Origin of the sequence: Bacillus cereus group sp. MYBK101-2 (assembly GCF_051918845.1) — a bacterium.
Lineage (GTDB): Bacteria > Bacillota > Bacilli > Bacillales > Bacillaceae_G > Bacillus_A > Bacillus_A paranthracis.
In genome coordinates, this window is record NZ_JBQAIE010000022.1 from 37389 (window position 1) to 58405 (window position 21017).

The following is a 21017-nucleotide window of genomic DNA, read 5'->3' on the forward strand; positions in this document are numbered from 1 at the left end:
AACATAGCCAAAAATAACCGTCAACGTTTTTTTGATTTTATGATATAATATCCTTTTTTCTTTTCTACAACTTCGACTTCAGAAAATACTTCTTCTAGTTTCTTCAGCGCAGATGGTGCACCTTGTTTCTTTTGAATAACAATCCACAACTCCCCACCTGGAACTAAATGTTCTACAGCTTTTTCTAAAATCTCATGCACGATATCTTTACCTGCACGAATTGGAGGATTAGATAGAATAGCAGCATACATACCATCTACATTTTCATAGACGCTACTTTGAAAAATGTGCACATTTCCAATTCTATTGTTAGCGGCATTTTCTTTCGCAAGCTCAAGTGCCCTTTCATTCACATCCACCATGTGAACTTTACGGTCTTGAAACTCTTTCGCCAACGATAAACCAATTGGTCCATACCCACAACCTACGTCTAATATGTCACCTTTAATATCTGGCACTTGAAACGCTTCAATTAAAAGACGAGAACCAAAGTCCACTTCGTTTTTCGAGAACACCCCACGGTCAGATAAGAAAGTAAATTGAGATCCACGAAGCGTAAATTCCCATCGCTTACGATCACTTTTACTAGAAGGGTCGTTAGAAAAATAATGGTCTGCCATATGGCCACCTCTTTTCTTTACAGTTAAAAAAAAAGCTCGCATGAGAGCGAGCTTTTTTTAAAGCATCAAAAGTTAATTACTTAACTTCTACAGCAGCGCCAACTTCTTCAAGTTTAGCTTTGATTTCTTCAGCTTCTTCTTTAGCAGCAGCTTCTTTGATTACTTTTGGAGTGTTGTCAACTAATTCTTTAGCTTCTTTTAAGCCAAGACCAGTGATTTCACGAACAACTTTGATAACTTTGATTTTTTGTGCACCAGCGCTAGTTAGTTCCACATCAAATTCAGTTTTCTCAGCAGCAGCTTCTCCAGCGCCACCAGCAACAGCTACAGGAGCAGCAGCAGTTACGCCGAATTCTTCCTCGATAGCTTTTACTAAGTCGTTAAGTTCTAATACAGTCATAGATTTAACTGCTTCAATGATTTGTTCTTTAGTCATTGTAAATATCCTCCCTTAAATAGGTTTGTATTGTTTTATCGATAATACGTAATTATCTTTTAAAAAATTAAGCGCCTTGCTCTTCCTTTTGGTCTGCAACTGCTTTAGTAGCAAGTGCAAGGTTACGGATTGGAGCTTGAAGAACGCTAAGAAGCATAGAAAGTAAGCCTTCACGTGATGGAAGAGTAGCGATAGCTTTAACCTCATCAAGTGTTACAAGTTTACCTTCGATTACGCCTGCTTTAATTTCTAAAGCTTCATGATCTTTAGCGAAGTCGTTTAATACTTTCGCAGGAGCAACTACATCCTCGTTACTGAACGCGATTGCGTTTGGTCCTGTTAAGAATTCATTTAACTCAGCCATTTCAGCAGATTCTGCAGCACGACGAGTTAGAGAGTTTTTGTAAACTTTGAACTCAACGCCAGCTTCACGTAATTGCTTACGTAATTCTGTTGCTTCAGAAACTGTTAAACCACGGTAGTCAACAACGATTGTAGATTTACTAGCGCGAAGTTTGTCCGCGATTTCAGTTACAACTTGTTGTTTAGTTTCGATTACTTTGCTCATGTTATTACACCTCCTGTAGATTATATAGAAGATGTACCGAAAGTGCACTAAAAACCTCCATGCCCAACTTGTAGACATGGAGGCATATAGTCACAGAAAAAAATTCCGCTTCGTATATTAACACCTAGGTAGGAAATTAAGTCTATTGACACCTACTGTCTACGGTACACTAATTAAATTCACAACATAAATGATTATATTAAAACTTCTTTATGAAGTCAACTTCCAAAATTTACGCTAATGTAGAAACGTCTACACGTACGCCAGGTCCCATTGTAGAAGCAACTGTTACGTTCTTCATGTAAGTACCTTTTGCAGCAGCTGGCTTAACTTTTTGTAAAGTGTCAGCGATTGTTCTGAAGTTTTCTACTAATTTAGCATCTTCGAAAGATACTTTACCGATTGGAACGTGGATGTTACCAGCTTTATCAACGCGGTATTCAACTTTACCAGCTTTGATTTCGTTAACAGCTTTAGTTACATCGAAAGTAACTGTTCCAGTTTTAGGGTTTGGCATTAAACCTTTAGGTCCTAATACGCGACCAAGTTTACCAACTTCACCCATCATGTCAGGAGTTGCTACTACTACATCGAAATCGAACCAACCTTGTTGGATTTTACCGATGTAATCAGCATCGCCTACGAAGTCAGCTCCAGCAGCTTCAGCTTCTTTAGCTTTTTCACCTTTAGCGAACACTAATACACGTTGTACTTTACCAGTACCGTGTGGAAGAACAACTGCACCACGGATTTGTTGGTCAGCTTTCTTAGGGTCAACACCTAAACGGAATGCAGCTTCTACAGTTGCATCAAATTTAGCTGTGTTTGTTTTCTTTACTAATTCTACTGCTTCTGTTGCAGAGTAAGCAGCTGCACGATCAACAAGCTTTGCAGCTTCTACGTACTTTTTACCTCTTTTAGCCATTTTTATTTCCTCCTCGAATGTGGTTTTAGCGGAATAACCTCCCACGTTTACGCTTATTTTCAGGTATAACCTGAGGATGCGCGCCACCCATTTATTTAAAAACGATAATCATTTACGATAATAAAGGTTGCGAATTGGAATTCCAGACCCGCAACCTTTTTTAAAAAACAAATCGAATTAGTCTTCGATAACGATGCCCATACTGCGTGCAGTACCTTCAACCATACGCATTGCAGCTTCTACGCTAGCAGCGTTTAGGTCAGGCATTTTAGTTTCAGCGATTTCGCGTACTTTATCACGCTTAACAGTTGCCACTTTATTACGGTTTGGTTCACCAGAACCAGACTCAATACCAGCTACTTTCTTAAGAAGAACAGCAGCAGGAGGAGTTTTAGTAATGAAAGTGAATGAACGGTCCTCAAATACCGTAATTTCAACAGGGATGATAAGACCAGCTTGATCTGCTGTACGAGCGTTAAACTCTTTACAGAAGCCCATGATGTTAACACCTGCTTGTCCTAATGCTGGACCAACTGGTGGAGCTGGGTTAGCTTTACCTGCAGGAATTTGAAGCTTTACCATTTTAATTACCTTTTTAGCCACGAGACACACCTCCTTAAGTCCGTGATGTGGTCAATTGGACAGTGATTTGCCCTCCCACGTCATATTTTATCTCTAAGGATAAAATCTTTCAAAAAACGTCTCCGATAACGAAGACGTACTGACTTAAAAGATATTATCACTTTTTACAATTCATTTCAAGTTTCATTTTATAATTTTTCAATTTGATGGAAGTCAAGTTCAACTGGAGTCTCGCGACCAAACATGTCCACAAGCACGCTAACCTTCTTCTTCTCCACATCAATTTCTTCGATAGCACCTGTATAATCTGCGAATGGTCCCTCATTTACACGTACTGTCTCATGAAGTTCAAAGTCGAAATCAACCACCTCGTTGTCCATTCCCATATGTTTCATAATGGTAACAACTTCCTCTTCTAATAGAGGTGATGGTTTAGATCCAGAACCAGAAGAACCAACGAACCCAGTTACACCTGGCGTGTTACGTACAACATACCAAGAGTCATCAGTCATGATTAATTCTACTAATACATAACCTGGGAACACTTTTCTTTTCATTAATTTTTCTTTACCATTTTTCATTTCTACTTCTACTTCTTCCGGGACAACAACACGGAAAATTTTATCTTGCATACCCATTGATTCTACACGTTTCTCTAGGTTTGCTTTTACTTTATTTTCATATCCAGAATAAGTATGGACAACATACCAACTTTTTTCCATTCATTTAGGACGAGCGTCCTTCCCTCCCTGACGTACATTTTTTTGCGCAAATGAAAAAACCCGTTCACCGGGCTTTTACACAGTTCTTATAAATAACATTATATCATGGATAAGTGCTTCTTATTCAAGAATTAACCAAGAATTAACCGAATTAAAGAAGAAATGCCCATATCAACAACTGCGAAGAAAATCGCAAAGAAGACAACTGTAGCGATAACAGTCGCTGTTGAACGGAGTAATTCATCTTTTTTAGGCCAACTTACTTTTTTCATTTCGCGACCTACATCGCCGAAAAAGTTCGTTAAACGCATCTACGGGACCTCCAGTGTATTATTTCAATTATTTATTTTGTTTCCTTGTGAACTGTATGCTGATTGCATGTTTTACAAAATTTCTTTATTTCAAGTCGCTCTACTGAGCTCGTATCTTTCATCGTAGAGTAGTTTCGATTTTTACACTCTTCACATGAGAGTACAACTTTTTTCCTCATTAGTTACACCAACCTTGTAACATTATGTCCCTAAAAATGTATCATACAATAAAAGACAATGTCAATGTCATGCCTTTTGTACTCCCTACAAAAAGAAAACAGGTGATTTTTTACACCTGTAGTACTTGTTATGAATTTAAAGTGGTACTCTCTCTCATTTCCATATATCGTTCTAATTTCCGCTTCACCCTCTGTAAAGCGTTATCAATAGATTTCACATGTCTATTTAACTGTTCCGAAATCTCTTGATAAGAACGGCCGTCTAGATATAAAGAAAGCACCTTTCTTTCTAAATCGCTTAATAATTCAGATATTTTAGATTCTATGTCTGTATATTCTTCCTGACTTATAATCATTTCTTCAGGATCAGTTACCTTCGCTTCCGAAATAACATCTAATAATGTCCGATCAGATTCCTCGTCATAAATCGGTTTATCTAAAGACACATATGAATTTAACGGAATATGCTTTTGCCTGGTTGCTGTTTTAATAGCGGTAATAATTTGTCGAGTGATACACAGTTCAGCAAATGCTTTGAACGAAGACAGCTTGTCCTCCTTATAATCACGAATCGCTTTAAACAATCCAATCATACCTTCTTGAACAATATCTTCTCGATCGGCACCCACTAAGAAATAAGATCTCGATTTCGCGCGAACAAAGTTCTTATATTTGTGAATCAAATATTCTAGAGCGTCAGTATTACCTTTTCGAACTAACTCAACGATTGCCTCATCTTCTAAATCACGAAATGTAACGTCGCCTACACTTACGAAGCCTGCTTCCACCTTGATCCCTCCGACCGCTATTTATTTAGAAATATTATACAGTAAAAAGACAAAGAGCGTCAATGCTTCAACGCTCTCCTCTTCTTAATTTTTCTAACTTTTCTGTAATATCTTTACTAAATATCTTTCGCATGGCGGGTTGCTTTTCTTTTGCGTCTTGTGTACGCCTTCTTACTTGTTGCTCCATCGCTTGTACTTCCAACTCTAATTCCCGCGCAGATTTCCGGAGCGCACCTTGAGCAAATATAACCCATTGTTCCGTATAATCAGAAGTCGCAACATATATTTGCGTATTTATATTTCTAAGTTCAATCGCAAGTTGCTCTATCTTTTCATCTGCCGTTTGATTCTTCCTCGTGAATATAACTTCCACACGCGATTGTTTCATCTTTTTTTCAATACCGTGGACTGTATACGCATCAAAAACTATCATTACCTTTGTCCCTGTGTAACCTTGGTAATCCGCCATCTTATCAATCAGTGCATCTCTTGATGACTGCAAATCTACATCCCGTAGTTTCTTCAAGTCTCCCCAAGCTCCAATAATGTTGTAACCGTCAACGATTAAAATATCGTTCATTTTTTATTTACCAATTTCGTTACGTTTACGATATACCTCATACATTAACAAACTCGCGGCCACTGAAGCATTTAAGGATGTAACTTTACCAACCATCGGTAAAGTAATTAAGAAATCACATTTTTCACCAATAATACGACTCATACCTTTTCCTTCACTTCCAATTACTAATCCAATTGGCATTTTCCCATCTAAATTACGATAATCCGTTTTCCCTTTTGCATCTGTACCAGCAATCCAAAGTCCACGTTCTTTTAATTCATCGATTGTACGAGATAAATTCGTTACGCGTGCAACAGGAATATATTCAATTGCCCCAGTAGATGCTTTCGCAACTGATGCAGTAAGTCCCACAGCTCTTCTTTTCGGAATTATAATTCCATGAGCTCCTGTCGCATCCGCAGTACGCATAATAGAACCGAGGTTATGCGGGTCTTCAATTTCATCTAAAATTAAGAAGAACGGATCTTCGTTACGCTTCTCTGCTACTTTGAATAGATCTTCTAGCTCAGCATATTGATATGCGGCCACTTGAGCAATTACACCTTGATGGTTCCCCTCAACTAATTGATCTAACTTCTTTTTTGGTGCATGTTGCAAAATAATTTTATTTTCTTTCGCTAGTGCCAGTACAATTTGCACTTGTCCTTTGGCAGCACCTTCTGCGATCCAAATTTTATTAATATCTCTCCCTGATCGTAACGCTTCAATTACAGGGTTACGTCCGATAATATATTCACTACTCATGATGATGTGCCCCCTTCCTTTTCTTCTAGAACAGCAATTGCCTTATATACAATTTCGTCTAATCTTTCACGATTATTTAATAAGTGATGATAGCCAATTAACGCTTCAAAGGCTGTACTATGTCGATATGTTTGTACATCTGTATTTTTCGGAACAGTACCTGAATTTGCATTACGCCCTCTTCTTAGTACTGCCTCTTCTTCCTCAGTTAAAAATGCTGTCTCTAATAAATGATAAACAACTTTCGCCTGTGCTTTTGCCGAAACAAAGCTTGTCCCTAATCGATGCAACTGATTAGGACGAACCTTCCCTTTTTGAAGTAGGTGATAGCGGATATATTGTTCATATACCGCATCACCCATATATGCTAACGCTAAGCTGTTTAATTGCTTTGCATCAATCATTCTTATCCTCTTTTCCATCTTGTACCTTGAGCGGTATCTTCTAAAATAATATTACGGTCTTTTAAATCATCGCGAATTTGATCTGATAATGCAAAATCACGATTTTTACGAGCTTCAATACGTTTTTGAATAAGCGCCTCAATTTCTTCATCTAGTAACTCTTCTTGTGCTAATTCTAACCCTAAAATATCAAATAATGTTTCAAGTTGTTTTACGTATGCTTGAATTACCACTGTAGACGTATGTTCTTCCAGTAAATATTGATTTGCATGATTTGCTACATTATATAACTCAGTGATTGCATTAGCAGTATTGAAATCATCATTCATCGCTTCTTCAAATGCAGTTTGGAATTTTTCCAGATCAGCTAACCATTTCTCATTATGATCTGTTAAATCCGTACTACTTTCCATACGGTGTTTCAAATTACCGTAAGCTGTTTTAATTCTTTCCAGTCCGTTATTTGTGCTTCGTAATAACTCTTCACTGAAATTAATTGGGTGACGATAATGTACTGATAGCATAAAGAATCTAATTAACTGCGGATCATATTGCTTAATGATATCGTGAACTAAAATGAAGTTCCCAAGTGACTTAGACATTTTTTCATTATTAATATTAATATATCCATTGTGCATCCAATAACGTGCAAATGTTTTTCCTGTTAGCGCCTCAGACTGCGCGATTTCATTCTCATGATGAGGAAATGCCAAGTCTTGACCACCGGCGTGAATATCAATTGTATCCCCTAAGTATTTACGTGCCATTGCCGAGCATTCGATATGCCAGCCTGGACGACCTTGACCCCAAGGGCTTTCCCAGAAGATTTCTCCTTCTTTCGCAGCTTTCCATAGTGCAAAATCAAGAGGGTCTTGTTTCTTTTCTCCTACTTCAATACGCGCACCGTGACGTAAGTCCGCGATCGGTTGATGTGATAACTTACCGTACCCTTCGAATTCCTTCGTTCTAAAGTACACATCCCCTTCTGATTCATATGCATATCCTTTATTCACAAGTTCTTGAATAAATTCAATAATAATATCCATATTTTCTGTTACACGCGGATGAACTGTTGCATGTTTGCAACCTAATGCCGTTACATCTTCAAAGTACGCTTCCACGAAACGGTCCGCAATTGTCGGCACATCTTCGCCTAACTCATTTGCGGCTTTAATTAATTTATCATCTACGTCAGTAAAGTTAGATACATACTGCACATCGTATCCTTTATATTCTAAATAACGGCGCACTGTATCAAATACCATAGGTGGTCTTGCGTTCCCGATGTGAATATAGTTATAAACTGTAGGTCCGCATACATACATCTTTACCTTATTTTCTTCTAATGGAATAAACTCTTCCTTTTGACGTGTTAACGTATTATAAATGTGAATAGTCATTTTTATCCTTCCTTTCTACCTTTACTTCAAGTTGTTTTTTCAATTTATCAAGTTCTACTTCCATGACCTTTAATTTATCAAAAATTGGGTCTGGAAGGTCGGAATGATTCAATTCTTGACCAATCTTTACGCCATTTTGAATAACGACTCGGCCAGGTATACCTACAACTGTAGAATGTGCAGGGACTTCTTTTAATACGACAGAACCTGCTCCAATTTTAGAATTCTCTCCAACTGTAATAGAGCCTAGTACTTTAGCACCTGTTGCAATTAATACATTATCCTGAATTGTAGGGTGCCTCTTTCCCTTTTCTTTACCCGTACCACCTAATGTAACTCCTTGATAGATCGTTACATTGTCACCAATTTCGCACGTTTCTCCAATTACAACTCCCATTCCATGGTCAATGAAAAAACGACGACCAATTGTTGCTCCTGGATGAATCTCAATGCCAGTAAAGAAACGACTAACTTGTGAGATCCAACGTGCAATAAAGAAGAAATTCTTTTTATAAAAAGCATGTGCAATTCGATGGGCCCAAACTGCATGTAATCCAGAGTAAGTCAAAATGACTTCGAAATAACTTCTTGCCGCTGGATCCTGTTCAAAAACGACTTCAATATCTTCCCGAAGCCTCTTAAACATCGACGTTCCCTCCCCTTTATGGGCTGCTTTTTCGAGTGAACTAACTCCCTACTTATCCCCCTAAATCTTTATACACGTGGATAAAACTTATACTCATACCCAATTTTACGGTATAAAAAAAGACGCCTCTGTCATATTGACAGAGACGCCTTATAAGCGCGGTTCCACTCTGTTTAGGCTAAAAAAAGCCTCAAACTCATCTCTGATAACGGTGTACACCGCTTCTGCTTACTTTACGTCCTAAGACGTTTCGCAAAACAATTTGCTGTTCAGCAGAAGACTCGAAGGGGCATTTCAAAAACCCGCTTATAAACCACTTCCAGCCTAAGGTGGTTCTCTCTGTAAAAAGCCTGATTTTCTACTTCTCCTTCTCGTCGCTTTTCCTTATTAGGTTTTAAGTATACTTATTATATTTCTAAACCTAGAAAATGTTAACCAATTACTTTTTGAAGACGATTTAAAACTTTTTCTTTTCCAAGAAGTGCAATAGCATTAGGAAGCTCCGGGCCGTGTGTTTGACCAGTAGTTGCAACACGGATTGGCATAAATAGGTTTTTACCTTTATGACCTGTTTCCTTTTGAACTGCTTTAATAGCCGCCTTAACTGCTGCCGGTTCCATAGCTTCTAGTGCTTCTACTTGACCAGCAAATGCACGAAGTACTTCTGGTACTTGTTCACCTTTTAATACTTCTTGTCCTTCTTCTTCATAATCAACATGATCTTTGAAGAACATTTCAGAAAGCTCTACAATTTCAGCTCCAAAGCTCATTTGTTCATGATATAACGCAATTACATCACGAATCCAAGCTTGTTCTTGTTCACTTAAAGTTTCACCTATACGTCCAGCTTTCACTAAATGCGGTAAGCTTAATTCTACCACCGTATCTAAATCTTGCTTTTTCATATATTGGTTGTTCATCCATTTCAGTTTTTGAGAATCAAATAATGCAGGTGATTTTGATAAACGAGCTGCATCGAACATTTTGATAAACTCTTCTTGAGAGAAGATTTCTTCTTCTCCTACTGGCGACCAACCTAGTAGTGCAATGAAGTTAAAGATTGCTTCTGGAAGATATCCAAGTTCTTTATATTGCTCGATAAATTGAATAATAGATTCATCACGCTTACTTAATTTTTTACGGCTTTCATTTACAATTAAAGTCATATGACCGAATTGAGGAATATCCCAACCGAAAGCTTCATAAATCATCATTTGTTTTGGCGTGTTTGAAATATGGTCATCACCACGAAGTACGTGTGTAATTTCCATTAAGTGATCATCTACTGCTACTGCAAAGTTATAAGTTGGAATCCCATCTTTTTTCACGATAACGAAATCACCGAAATCATTTGAATGGAATGCAACTTCATCTTTTACAATATCTTTAAATGTGTAATCACGGTCAGCTGGTACACGGAAACGAATACTTGGAATACGTCCCTCAGCTTCAAATTCTTTCACTTGCGCTTCAGTTAAATCACGATGGTTACCTGCATAACGAGGTGTTTCACCACGAGCGATTTGCCCTTCGCGTTCTGCTTCTAGCTCTTCTTCTGTCATATAACATTTGTAAGCTAAACCACGCTCTAATAAATCTTCATATAACTTTTTATAAATATCTAAACGCTCTGTTTGACGATATGGTCCAAATTCACCACCAACATCAACACCTTCATCCCAGTCCATACCGAGCCATTTCAAGTATTTTAATTGGCTTTCTTCTCCACCAGCAACATTACGTTTTACATCAGTATCTTCAATACGAATAATAAACTTACCATCTTGATGACGAGCAAATAAATAATTAAATAATGCCGTACGCGCATTTCCGATATGTAAGTGTCCTGTTGGACTTGGCGCATAGCGCACTCTCACTTGCTTTTCCATAATTGGTACACCTTCCATTCTTAATGTCAACACATTCTATAATTGTACACCAAAAAAATGTGATTATCCATCTTACGAATTAAAAACCATTATTTTTTCTGTAATAAAACAACTGCTTGAGAAGCAATTCCTTCTTCTCTACCTGTAAATCCTAGTTTTTCTGTTGTTGTTGCCTTTACATTGATATTATCAATAGACGTTTCTAATAGTTCACTAATGCGTTTACGCATACTTTCAATATGTGGTGCCATTTTTGGCTTTTGAGCAATAATTGTACAATCTAAATTCCCTAATTCATAACCTTGTTCACGCACAAATCCCCAAACCTTTTGCAATAATATAGCTGAATCAGCATCTTTAAAGGCGGGGTCTGTATCAGGAAAATGTTTTCCAATATCTCCTGCTGCAATTGCACCTAAACACGCATCCGCGATTGTATGTAACAATACATCTGCATCAGAGTGACCGATTAATCCTTTCTCATGTGGAATTGTAATTCCGCCAATAATTAACGGTCTACCTTCCGCGAATTCATGCACATCAAAACCTTGTCCAATTCGAAACATTTTTTACATCCTCCTCGAGCTAAACTACTGAGCTTTATGATTCTATATTATATCGCTATCCTTATAAAGAAAAGCCCGGCCTTTGCCGAGCTTCTCTTCGCTATAATCATTGCTATCATTTCTTTTGAACGTGAAGAAAACTTTCAGCAATTAGTAAATCCTCTGGAGTCGTCACTTTAATATTATAGTAACTCCCCTCTACTACACCTACTTGCTTCCCGATACGTTCTACGAGACTTGCATCATCTGTACCAAGGAAACAACTCTGCTTCGCACTTCTATGAGCTTCTAACAAAAGAGAAACAGAGAACCCTTGCGGTGTTTGTACAGCTGTCAGCTGAGATCTTTCTACTGTTTCTACAACAACACCCTGCTCTACTTTCTTAACAGTATCTTTCACTGGCACTGCACAAATGGAAGCTCCATATTTTTCTGCTGCAGTTAATACATCTTGGATCACTTTATTCGTTACGAACGGGCGCGCACCGTCATGTACAAGAACATACTCAACATCACTCGTATGCTGAATCGCATTATATACACTATCTTGTCTTTCAGCTCCACCTTGAATAAATTGTACTGGCTTTGCAACCGGATACTTCTGCATTAACTCTTCAAAATACGGACGCTCTTCTTCGTTAATTGCCATAATAATATTTTTACATGCTTTATCCTGTTCGAAAGCACGTAACGTATGCACAATAATCGGTACTTCATTAATAAGTAAGAACAACTTATTTTTGCCAGCACCCATCCGCTTTCCTTGACCAGCTGCCGGAATAATTAATGTATACATATTAATAATCCTCTACTTATAATGCTTTTTCTAATAATTTACGTTTGGCAAAAATCATGCGCCCAGCCGACGTTTGTAACACACTCGTAACGAGTACATCGAGTTGTGAGCCTACATATTCTCTACCATCTTCTACTACAATCATCGTGCCGTCATCTAAATATGCTACACCTTGATTTTGTTCTTTTCCATCTTTTACAACATAAACACTTAGTTCTTCACCTGGGAGTACAACAGGTTTAATTGCATTAGCTAAATCGTTAATGTTTAACACCGTTACCCCTTGTAATTCAGAGACTTTGTTTAAGTTGAAGTCATTCGTTACTACCGTTCCACCAGTGATTTTCGCTAACTTTACAAGTTTGCTATCCACTTCTTGAATATCGTCGAAATCGCCTTCATAAATTTCTACCGGAATCGGCATCTCTTTTTGAATACGATTTAAAATATCTAATCCTCTACGACCACGATTACGTTTTAAAGCATCAGAAGAATCGGCAATGTGCTGAAGTTCTTCTAACACGAATTGTGGAATGACAATTGTTCCTTCTAAAAACTTTGTTTGGCAAATATCAGCAATACGTCCATCGATAATTACACTTGTATCGAGAATTTTCCAATGCGCTAAAGATTCTTCTACCTCATTTTCTGGTTCTTCATTCTCACTATTATTATTTTTCTTTTTCCCACGTTGTGGTAATGTAAATAATCCTAGCAATTCATTCCTCTTTTTAAACCCTACTTGGAATCCTAAATATCCTAGTAAAAGAGTAAAGAACACTTGCAACACTGTACTAATAACTGGAATTGTAAATTCACGAATTGGTATTAAAATTAAATACGCAACAATAAGCCCAGAGATTAAACCTAATGTACCAAACAAAACATCTGCTACAGGCGCTTTTACAAGAGCCTCTTCAATATGCTTAATAAGTTGAACAATATAATCTACAAGCCAAAATGTTGTTAAAAATAAAATAATTGCACCAATAATTGCACGAACATACGATCCTTCCAATAATGGAACAGCACCGATGTCTAATACATTAATAACTTTTGGGATTAAGTAAATCCCTAACGCTCCCCCGATTACTAAAAAGAAGAGCTGTACAATCCGTTTTAACATCCAACCACCTCCTACTCATTATTAACCATTGTTTCGCTAATCAAAACGCCGAATGCAAAAGCGGACGTGTTTTTTTATAAATAGTTTTATTTACCAATATATCATATCATATACCAAAAATGTTCTAGTGTCGTTATATTATAGAATCAATGTAATATTCTTAATTGTGTCTACTCATATAGAGATGCTCTTGAATTCTTTTTAGACCTTCTCGTATTTTCTTCGCCCTGACTTCCCCAATTCCTTCCACATCATCTAATTCATTAATAGTTGCACGACAAACACCTTGCAAAGTTTTAAATCGATTAATTAAGTTTTCAATGATAAGTGGTGGAACACGCGAAATTTTGCTTGTGATTCGGTATCCTCTCGGCGTCACACTTTCTTCTAAACTCGTTTGTCCCGGGTATCCGAGCAATTTAACTAAATCACTGTCCTCTAGAAGTTGTGTATTCGCAAGTTCTTGTAACTTTTTCAAAATTTGATGATGGTCTTGTGTTTTTTCTTGATAGTAATCTTTAATTAATAGCGCTGCCTCTGCTTCTAAGTCGGCTAATAGTTCCGTAAGTTGTAAACGAATTAACCTACCTTCTGTTCCCAATTCATGAATATAGCTCAATATTTCATTTTTAATACGTAGTACCATTTCAACACTATGTAAAACATGGACTACCTCGGACATTGTAACAACCTCTTCAAATTCTAGAATGCCCAAATTCGTAATCCCATCATTCCATACAGCCTTATATTTTTCTAACGTTTGGATAGCTTGATTCGCCTTTGTTAAAATAACGCCTATATCTTTTAGTGTATAACGTAAATTCCCTTGATATAGCGTAATTACGTTACGTCTTTGTGAAATAGCCACAACAAGGCTGCCTGTCTGCTTTGCTACACGCTCCGCCGTTCGGTGGCGCATACCTGTCTCAATAGAGTCAATAGATGACTCTGGAACTAACTGTGCGTTCGAAATCAAAATTTTACTTCCAGTTTCATTTAAAATAAGTGCCCCATCCATTTTTGCTAATTCATATAAACTAGCTGGAGAGAATGCACAATTAATATGAAAACCTCCATCAACAATACTTTTAATCTGCTCATTATATCCAAGAACAATTAATCCCCCTGTTTGTGCGCGAAGTACATTATCTATCCCTTCGCGCAGTGGTGTTCCCGGGGCCACAAGTTGTAAAATATTAATCATACTTTTGACACGTTGCTTGTTTTCTTCCATAGCCTAGCCTCCTAATGTCAAACGAAGTGCTTCTCCTAAATTAGATACACCAACTACCTCAATCCCATCTGGAATTGTCCATCCTCCCAAATTTTTTCTAGGAATAATAGCGCGTTGAAATCCTAATTTAGCCGCTTCTTGTACACGTTGTTCAATTCTTGATACTCTTCTTATTTCTCCAGTTAATCCTACTTCTCCTATTACTGCATCGGTTGGTGCCGTAGATTTATCTCTAAAACTTGAAGCTATACTTAAAGCGACAGCTAAATCAATTGCTGGTTCATCTAACTTCAAACCACCTGCTACTTTTAAATATGCATCCTGATTTTGCAATAATAAGCCTGTTCTTTTTTCTAGCACTGCCATAATAAGCGATACACGGTTATGATCAATTCCCGTTGCCATTCTTCGAGGGTTTCCAAAACTAGTAGGGGAAATTAATGCTTGTATTTCTACTAAAACTGGTCTTGTTCCTTCCATTGAGGCAACCACTGTTGATCCCGCAACCCCAACTGGTCTTTCCTCAAGGAAAATCTCAGAAGGGTTTAATACTTCTGCAAGACCAAGTTCTTTCATTTCAAAAATACCCATTTCATTCGTAGAACCAAAGCGATTCTTTACTGCTCGCAAAATACGGTATGTATGATGACGGTCTCCTTCAAAATAAAGAACTGCATCGACCATATGTTCTAACATACGAGGTCCTGCAATCGCCCCCTCTTTTGTCACATGTCCAACGATAAAAATAGGGATTCCTTTCGTTTTTGCAAGTTTCATTAATTCCGCTGTACATTCACGAACTTGTGCCACACTTCCCGGCGCTGATGTTACTTCAGGTAGATGTATTGTTTGAATAGAATCAATAACAACAAAGGCTGGGTTCACCTCTTCAATATGTGTTGCAATTCGCTGTAAATCCGTCTCTGATACAACAAATAGATTACTACCATTTACATGTAAACGATCCGCACGCAATTTAATCTGTTTTGCTGATTCTTCACCCGATATATATAGGACATCATATGAAGAATCTGCTAATTGCGATGATATTTGTAATAGTAACGTTGATTTTCCAATCCCGGGGTCTCCACCAATCAGTACTAAGGATCCATCTACAATCCCGCCACCAAGTACACGGTTAAATTCTTGAAATTTTGTTTCAATACGCGCCTCAGACTTTGTTTCCACTTCTGTTAGACGTCTTGGTTTTGTTACTTCTGTTTGAATTGCATTGGCATAATTAAGGCGCCTTGATGATACAACCGGTTCCATCTCTTCAACAAGCGTATTCCATTGACCACATCCAGGACATTTCCCCATATATTTTGGTGACTGATACCCACACTCTTGACATGTGAATTTTGTTTTCTTTTTAGCCATATCGTTTTATATCTCACTTCACTTTCATCTATAAACAATTTATCCTTGTCGTACAAGAAAGAGGGCTATCTCGTAGCCCTCTTAGTTTGTCTATACTTATTTTACCTTTTCAGCACTATGAATGACAAATGATTCTCCTTCAACATCAAAGATAACTTTTTGTCCTTTCTCAATAGCACCTTTTAAAAGTTCTTCCGATAGTCTATCTTCTACATGTTTCTGAATTGCTCTACGAAGCGGACGAGCACCGTACTCTCGGTCAAACCCTTTATCAGCAATGGCCGAAATTGCTCCTTCTGTTAATTGCAATTCAATTTCTTGCTCTTTTAAGCGATTTACTAACTGATTTACCATAAGTGTTACAATCTCTTGAATATGTTTTTTCTCAAGCATATGGAACACGATAATTTCATCAATACGGTTTAAGAATTCTGGACGGAAGGCTTTTTTCAGCTCATCCATTACTTTACCTTTCATATCCGAATAATCGCGGCCCTCATCTTGTACGTTAAATCCAAGATGCTTATTACGTTTTAACGCCTCTGCACCAACGTTAGATGTCATAATAACAATTGTATTGCGGAAATCAACTGTACGCCCTTTCGAATCTGTTAAGCGACCATCTTCTAATACTTGTAGTAAAATGTTAAACACATCAGGATGAGCTTTCTCTACCTCGTCTAATAGGACAACTGAATATGGCTTACGGCGAACTTTTTCTGTTAATTGTCCACCTTCTTCATATCCAACATACCCTGGAGGAGATCCAACTAAACGAGAAGTAGAATGTTTCTCCATGTACTCAGACATATCGATGCGAATCATTGCATCTTCATCACCGAACATAGATTCTGCTAACGCTCTTGCTAACTCCGTTTTACCTACACCTGTTGGTCCTAAGAAAATAAACGAGCCAATCGGACGTTTCGGATCTTTCAACCCTGCTCTAGCACGGCGAACAGCTTTTGCTACAGCTACTACCGCTTCATCTTGACCAATAACACGATCGTGAAGGATGGATTCTAAGTTTAATAATTTATCAGTCTCTGTTTGTGCAAGTTTAGAAACTGGGATACGAGTCCACGTAGAAACAACATTTGCAATATCTTCTACTGTCACTTCTGAGTTTTCTTTTCCTTGTTGCTCTTTCCATTGACGCTTCGTATCTTCTAACTTCTCACGTAAACGTTGTTCCATATCACGTAAGGAAGCAGCTTTTTCAAACTCTTGACTTTGTACAGCTGCATCTTTTTCTTTTCTAATTTCCTCAAGCTTCACTTCAAGCTCTTTTAGATTTGGTGGTGTTGTATAAGAGCGTAAGCGAACCTTTGAAGCAGCTTCATCAATTAAATCAATTGCTTTATCTGGTAAGAAACGATCTGTAATATAACGATCTGAAAGCTTTACAGCTGCATCAATTGCATCATCTGTAATAGATACGCGGTGATGTGCCTCATAACGATCGCGTAAACCTTTCAAAATTTGAGTTGATTCATCTAAACTTGGCTCATCAACGTGAATTGGTTGGAAACGTCTCTCTAAAGCTGCATCTTTTTCAATATATTTGCGATATTCATCTAACGTTGTCGCCCCAATACATTGTAATTCCCCACGAGCTAAAGATGGTTTTAAAATGTTCGATGCGTCAATAGCACCTTCTGCTCCACCTGCACCAATTAATGTATGAAGTTCATCAATAAATAGAATGATATTTCCTGCTTGGCGGATTTCATCCATTACTTTCTTTAAACGGTCTTCAAATTCACCACGGTATTTCGTTCCGGCTACCACTGTACCCATATCTAGTGTCATAACACGCTTATCTCTTAAAGTTTCAGGAACTTCATTATTTACGATTTGTTGTGCTAATCCTTCTGCAATTGCCGTTTTACCTACACCAGGCTCCCCAATTAATACAGGATTGTTTTTTGTTCTACGGCTTAAAACCTCAATTACACGTTGAATTTCTTTACCACGTCCAATAACAGGATCTAAACGATTTTCACGTGCAACAACTGTTAAATCACGTGCTAAGCTATCAAGTGTTGGTGTATTTGCATTTGTTGAAGAACCACCTTGATGACCTGAACTTGCTTCATTACTTCCAAGAAGTTGCAATACTTGTTGTCTTGCCTTATTTAAGCTAACACCTAAGTTATTTAAAACACGTGCTGCTACCCCTTCACCCTCGCGGATTAAACCAAGTAAAATATGTTCTGTTCCAACGTAAGAATGACCTAATTTACGAGCTTCATCCATAGACAGCTCAATAACCTTTTTAGCACGCGGTGTATAATGTACGGTTTGAGAAGCTTCTGTTCCGCGTCCAATTAACGCTTCTACCTCTTTTTGAACTTTCTCCGGGCTTAATCCAAGAGCAATCAACGCTTTTGCTGCAATTCCTTCACCTTCGCGTACAAGCCCAAGTAAAATATGTTCTGTTCCAATATTGTTATGCCCAATACGAATCGCTTCCTCTTGAGATAAAGCTAATACTTTCTGTGCTCTTTCTGTAAATCTTCCAAACATCATAGAAATCGCCTCCTACTTGCGCTTAGTTTTTTTCAATACGTAATCGCTCACGGATTAAGGTTGCTCTTCGATAATCTCTTTCTTCTGGCCCTAAAGGTCCTCCCGCATATTGTTGTAAAATGCCTGGTTGTGTAAGAACCATTAGCTCAGTCAAAATATTTCTCGATATACCTTTTATATATCCTAAATCAATACCAAGTCGTAAATCTGATAAGCAATTGGCTGCTTCCGCAGATTGAATTAAACGACTGTTAGCTAGTATGCCATAAGAGCGATAAACTTTATCTTCAAGCTCAATACTTGAATTTTGTACAATTAATTCTCTAGCCATCTTTTCTTGCTGTATGATTTGTTGAATAACACTCTTTAAATCTGCAATAATATCTTCTTCAGATTTTCCTAGCGTCATTTGGTTTGACACTTGAAATATATTACCTAACGCTTCGCTACCTTCACCGTATATTCCTCTTACTACTAACCCTAATTTTTGAATTACTTGTATAATACGGCTAATTCTTTTCGTTAAAACGAGCCCCGGTAAATGGATCATTACGGAAGCCCTAAGTCCTGTACCAACGTTAGTAGGGCAGCTCGTAATATATCCAAGTGATTCATCAAAAGCATATTCAACCTCTTTCTCAATCCAATTATCTATTTGATTGGCACTTTGAAGGGCCTCTGATAACTGCAATCCTGAAAATAAGCACTGAATCCGAATATGGTCTTCTTCATTCAGCATAACACTAATATGTTCGTTTTCTGACAATAGACACGCTCCATATTCTGTTCCTGCAAGGTTGGGACTAATTAAATGCTTTTCAACTAATACTCTCCTTTGAAGAGGCGTTAATTCATTCATTTTTAATAGTTCAAACTCTCCAAAAGGTTCTACTGTTTTATTTATAAATTCCTTTTTAAATAATTCTTGAATCTGTTTAGCTTCTTCTTCGTTTTGCATAGTAGAGAATTGATATTTTTTAAAATTACGAGCCAAACGAATTCGACTACTTAAAACAATATCAGAATCAGGGCCATCCCCCTTCATCCATGGACTAATCGCTTCATTCATAATTTTGTCCAGTGACATAGAACTATTCCCCCTCTCTATGCTCACTAAGCTGATTTTCAAGGTTTCTAATTTTATCCCTTACTTCAGCAGCTTTCTCAAATTCCTCTTTCTGTACGTATTGTTTCAGAATGAGTTTTAGTTCATCTAATTCTTTCTTTAAGTGAATATTTCCTTCTATACGCTCCGGAATTTTTCCACAATGATCTGTATGCCCGCCGTGAAGACGTTTTAATAATGGCTTTAAATGTTCCTTAAATGTATCGTAACAAGAAGCACATCCAAAGCGTCCTACCTTTGTAAGTTGCTCATATGTCATTTTACAATCTGGACATCTCAATATATTTGTGTTCGAAAATCCGCTTTTTCCTTCTTCAAACATTGTTGATTCACCGTGTAATAACCCAGCAAATAAATCATGGAATGAAAAGTTAGACTGCGATGATTGAAAGAAAGACGTATAGCCACTTTGTTCTGCACATTGCTCACAAAGATGAACTTCCGCCTTCTTTTCGTTAATTACTTTTGTATAATGTAAAGTTGCTGGTCTTATATTACAGTTTTGACAAGTCATCACTATCCCCACCTTTACAACAGGAACGATCTATCTCATAGTACTTTTCATACATTACTAGACTGTTCACTTTCCTTTATTCGTTTACAAAAGTGCGTGTTCTTTTTTCAAAACTTCTACAATATTTAACTGCCTTATCTTTTAGTTATTATTCTTTTACAAAAGCTGTATTTATTTATATTTCAGTGTTCTTAACATTGCGCATAATATTCGAGCCCTAAGTTCATCTCGAGAAGGAACATCCATTGATAATACAGAACGATCTAGTACGCTTAACATAAGTTTAGCTTCACGATTCGTTATGATTCCCTCTTCTATTAAACGTATAATCATACTCTCTGCATTTCCTTGCGCAACGCTATGATCAATCATATGAAGCATTTGATCAATAATGTCTATATCGTCATGCAGTTTGACTTTTATAATGCGAATGTAACCTCCTCCACCACGTTTACTTTCTACTACAAATCCTCTTTCTAACGTAAAACGGGTATTGATTACATAATTGATTTGAGATGGTACGCACTCGAATCGATCCGCAATCTCATTTCTCTTGATTTCAATCACATTATTATTACTTAAGTCAATAACTTGCTTTAGATATTGCTCAATGATATCAGATATATTTCTCATTTATCCGCCACCTTTATTGACTTTGACTATCTTTGACTTTAATTATATACGTATTAATAAAATTTGCAACTGTTTTGCTTATTTACTATCCTAGCCACATTCCCCTGTATTTAATCAAAATAATAATTATTTAAATACATTTTTTATTACTATGGATTATAAAAGAAAACACGAAAAAACACGAGTCATTTGACTCGTGTTTAGTTGCTTGGCGACGTCCTACTCTCACAGGGACAAGGTCCCAACTACCATCGGCGCTAGAGAGCTTAACTTCCGTGTTCGGTATGGGAACGGGTGTGACCTCTCTGCCATC

General features: G+C 37.4%; 24 protein-coding genes, 1 rRNA gene and 2 other annotated features. All 25 genes read right to left on the reverse strand.

All coding sequences use genetic code 11. The annotated features are described in order from the left end of the window. Nucleotides 1–20 precede the first annotated feature (20 nt). A complete protein-coding gene (locus tag ACTFSI_RS26180; protein ID WP_000763282.1) occupies nucleotides 21–620 on the reverse strand; it encodes a class I SAM-dependent methyltransferase in 600 nt (199 codons plus the stop codon). Between the two features lie 76 nt (nucleotides 621–696). Continuing rightward, nucleotides 697–1056 carry a 50S ribosomal protein L7/L12 gene (rplL, locus tag ACTFSI_RS26185; RefSeq protein ID WP_000159736.1) on the reverse strand — a complete coding sequence of 120 codons (360 nt, stop codon included), beginning with the start codon at nucleotides 1054–1056 and terminating at the stop codon, nucleotides 697–699. A gap of 67 nt (nucleotides 1057–1123) precedes the next feature. Further along, entirely contained in the window at nucleotides 1124–1624 is a 501-nt protein-coding gene (gene rplJ, locus ACTFSI_RS26190) for a 50S ribosomal protein L10 (protein ID WP_000048716.1), read from the reverse strand. 39 nt (nucleotides 1625–1663) lie between these two features. After that, nucleotides 1664–1807: a sequence feature (ribosomal protein L10 leader region), on the reverse strand. Between the two features lie 49 nt (nucleotides 1808–1856). Then, on the reverse strand, nucleotides 1857–2549 hold the full coding sequence (gene rplA / locus ACTFSI_RS26195) for a 50S ribosomal protein L1 (RefSeq protein WP_002020168.1): 693 nt from the start codon (nucleotides 2547–2549) through the stop codon (nucleotides 1857–1859). A gap of 177 nt (nucleotides 2550–2726) precedes the next feature. Beyond that, complete coding sequence (gene rplK, locus ACTFSI_RS26200) at nucleotides 2727–3152, reverse strand: 50S ribosomal protein L11 (RefSeq protein WP_001085872.1); 426 nt, start codon at nucleotides 3150–3152, stop codon at nucleotides 2727–2729. 167 nt (nucleotides 3153–3319) lie between these two features. Further along, complete coding sequence (nusG, locus tag ACTFSI_RS26205) at nucleotides 3320–3853, reverse strand: transcription termination/antitermination protein NusG (RefSeq protein WP_000415794.1); 534 nt, start codon at nucleotides 3851–3853, stop codon at nucleotides 3320–3322. Between the two features lie 131 nt (nucleotides 3854–3984). Beyond that, nucleotides 3985–4164 (reverse strand): preprotein translocase subunit SecE, encoded by a 180-nt coding sequence (gene secE, locus ACTFSI_RS26210; protein WP_001241321.1) that lies wholly within the window; start codon nucleotides 4162–4164, stop codon nucleotides 3985–3987. Between the two features lie 32 nt (nucleotides 4165–4196). Next, the gene (rpmG, locus tag ACTFSI_RS26215; RefSeq protein WP_002070160.1) at nucleotides 4197–4343 is read right to left on the reverse strand and encodes a 50S ribosomal protein L33; all 147 of its coding nucleotides are present in this window, start codon (nucleotides 4341–4343) and stop codon (nucleotides 4197–4199) included. A gap of 128 nt (nucleotides 4344–4471) precedes the next feature. Next, a complete protein-coding gene (locus tag ACTFSI_RS26220; protein WP_000387198.1) occupies nucleotides 4472–5131 on the reverse strand; it encodes an RNA polymerase sporulation sigma factor SigH in 660 nt (219 codons plus the stop codon). Nucleotides 5132–5198: 67 nt separating this feature from the next. Next, complete coding sequence (locus ACTFSI_RS26225) at nucleotides 5199–5711, reverse strand: NYN domain-containing protein (RefSeq protein WP_000997882.1); 513 nt, start codon at nucleotides 5709–5711, stop codon at nucleotides 5199–5201. A 3-nt stretch (nucleotides 5712–5714) separates the two neighbouring features. Next, complete coding sequence (rlmB, locus tag ACTFSI_RS26230) at nucleotides 5715–6458, reverse strand: 23S rRNA (guanosine(2251)-2'-O)-methyltransferase RlmB (RefSeq protein ID WP_000093759.1); 744 nt, start codon at nucleotides 6456–6458, stop codon at nucleotides 5715–5717. Next, nucleotides 6455–6862 (reverse strand): Mini-ribonuclease 3, encoded by a 408-nt coding sequence (locus ACTFSI_RS26235; protein ID WP_000564261.1) that lies wholly within the window; start codon nucleotides 6860–6862, stop codon nucleotides 6455–6457. Before ACTFSI_RS26235 ends, rlmB begins: the two co-directional genes overlap by 4 nt. A gap of 2 nt (nucleotides 6863–6864) precedes the next feature. Then, nucleotides 6865–8262: a cysteine--tRNA ligase gene (cysS, locus tag ACTFSI_RS26240; RefSeq protein WP_000152260.1), complete on the reverse strand. Its 1398-nt coding sequence runs from the start codon at nucleotides 8260–8262 to the stop codon at nucleotides 6865–6867. After that, nucleotides 8243–8908 carry a serine O-acetyltransferase gene (gene cysE / locus ACTFSI_RS26245; RefSeq protein ID WP_000476500.1) on the reverse strand — a complete coding sequence of 222 codons (666 nt, stop codon included), beginning with the start codon at nucleotides 8906–8908 and terminating at the stop codon, nucleotides 8243–8245. Before cysE ends, cysS begins: the two co-directional genes overlap by 20 nt. Nucleotides 8909–9046: 138 nt before the next feature. Beyond that, nucleotides 9047–9292, reverse strand: a binding site (T-box leader). Between the two features lie 47 nt (nucleotides 9293–9339). Continuing rightward, a complete protein-coding gene (gene gltX, locus ACTFSI_RS26250; protein WP_044790591.1) occupies nucleotides 9340–10797 on the reverse strand; it encodes a glutamate--tRNA ligase in 1458 nt (485 codons plus the stop codon). A gap of 89 nt (nucleotides 10798–10886) precedes the next feature. Continuing rightward, the gene (gene ispF / locus ACTFSI_RS26255; protein WP_000488383.1) at nucleotides 10887–11363 is read right to left on the reverse strand and encodes a 2-C-methyl-D-erythritol 2,4-cyclodiphosphate synthase; all 477 of its coding nucleotides are present in this window, start codon (nucleotides 11361–11363) and stop codon (nucleotides 10887–10889) included. 115 nt (nucleotides 11364–11478) lie between these two features. Further along, nucleotides 11479–12159, reverse strand: coding sequence for a 2-C-methyl-D-erythritol 4-phosphate cytidylyltransferase (ispD, locus tag ACTFSI_RS26260; protein ID WP_000288305.1), 681 nt, complete (start codon nucleotides 12157–12159; stop codon nucleotides 11479–11481). Nucleotides 12160–12175: 16 nt separating this feature from the next. Next, nucleotides 12176–13285, reverse strand: a complete 1110-nt coding sequence (locus tag ACTFSI_RS26265) for a PIN/TRAM domain-containing protein (protein WP_000919684.1) — start codon at nucleotides 13283–13285, stop codon at nucleotides 12176–12178. A gap of 160 nt (nucleotides 13286–13445) precedes the next feature. Then, on the reverse strand, nucleotides 13446–14519 hold the full coding sequence (gene disA / locus ACTFSI_RS26270) for a DNA integrity scanning diadenylate cyclase DisA (protein ID WP_000392171.1): 1074 nt from the start codon (nucleotides 14517–14519) through the stop codon (nucleotides 13446–13448). Nucleotides 14520–14522: 3 nt separating this feature from the next. Further along, nucleotides 14523–15899: a DNA repair protein RadA gene (gene radA / locus ACTFSI_RS26275; RefSeq protein WP_001085212.1), complete on the reverse strand. Its 1377-nt coding sequence runs from the start codon at nucleotides 15897–15899 to the stop codon at nucleotides 14523–14525. Nucleotides 15900–15995: 96 nt separating this feature from the next. After that, on the reverse strand, nucleotides 15996–18431 hold the full coding sequence (gene clpC / locus ACTFSI_RS26280; RefSeq protein WP_000971177.1) for an ATP-dependent protease ATP-binding subunit ClpC: 2436 nt from the start codon (nucleotides 18429–18431) through the stop codon (nucleotides 15996–15998). Between the two features lie 22 nt (nucleotides 18432–18453). Then, nucleotides 18454–19518 carry a protein arginine kinase gene (locus ACTFSI_RS26285; RefSeq protein ID WP_000050825.1) on the reverse strand — a complete coding sequence of 355 codons (1065 nt, stop codon included), beginning with the start codon at nucleotides 19516–19518 and terminating at the stop codon, nucleotides 18454–18456. A 4-nt stretch (nucleotides 19519–19522) separates the two neighbouring features. Beyond that, a complete protein-coding gene (locus tag ACTFSI_RS26290; RefSeq protein ID WP_000128394.1) occupies nucleotides 19523–20071 on the reverse strand; it encodes a UvrB/UvrC motif-containing protein in 549 nt (182 codons plus the stop codon). 171 nt (nucleotides 20072–20242) lie between these two features. Then, nucleotides 20243–20704: a transcriptional regulator CtsR gene (ctsR, locus tag ACTFSI_RS26295; protein WP_001244563.1), complete on the reverse strand. Its 462-nt coding sequence runs from the start codon at nucleotides 20702–20704 to the stop codon at nucleotides 20243–20245. Nucleotides 20705–20910: 206 nt separating this feature from the next. Then, a 5S ribosomal RNA gene (rrf, locus tag ACTFSI_RS26300) occupies nucleotides 20911–21017 on the reverse strand; the annotation flags it as partial.